This window comes from Bacillus sp. FG16, from assembly GCF_057809515.1.
Map to the genome: position 1 here is coordinate 1 of NZ_JBMDKC010000322.1, position 489 is coordinate 489.

The window sequence follows — 489 nt, forward strand, 5'->3', positions numbered from 1 at the left end:
GCGGAATACAAGCAGGGGGAAGTGAAGATGGTGAAGGCGCAAAAAGAAGACAAGCCTGTACCAACATATCATTTAGAATAGGAGTGGCCACGATATGGCTAAAGTATTTCGTTTAACATTAGGAAGTATTGACAGGTTCGCAGTAGCGGAAAGTATCGAAGATATGCATGACAGACGGGCAGAGATTGAGCCAACATTTGCGTATACACCCGTGGAGATTCAGGAATTACACATACCTGGTTATGTGATAGAAGCATATGCGATTCCGAAAGAAGAACCAAAACCAGTAGAAACGATTGTAAAAGAGGAAAATTGGATGGAGAATGCGACAAAAACGGAGTTGAAAGAACACTTGGAAGAACAGGGTGTGGAAGTGAAAAGTAAAGCAACACGACCAGAATTACAAGAGCTTGCGGCAGAAACTGTCTAGGCTCTTTTTTATGGGAAGAGGGTGAGAAGGGTTGTTTGGTCTCAATAAACCGAAGGAAG

1 protein-coding gene is annotated in these 489 nt (G+C 42.9%); it reads left to right on the forward strand.

Annotation, left to right across the window (positions count from 1 at the left end; all coding sequences use genetic code 11):
* The first annotated feature begins 94 nt into the window (after positions 1 to 94).
* Complete coding sequence (locus ACODS7_RS32530) at positions 95 to 430, forward strand: hypothetical protein (RefSeq protein ID WP_243169169.1); 336 nt, start codon at positions 95 to 97, stop codon at positions 428 to 430.
* Positions 431 to 489 lie beyond the last annotated feature (59 nt).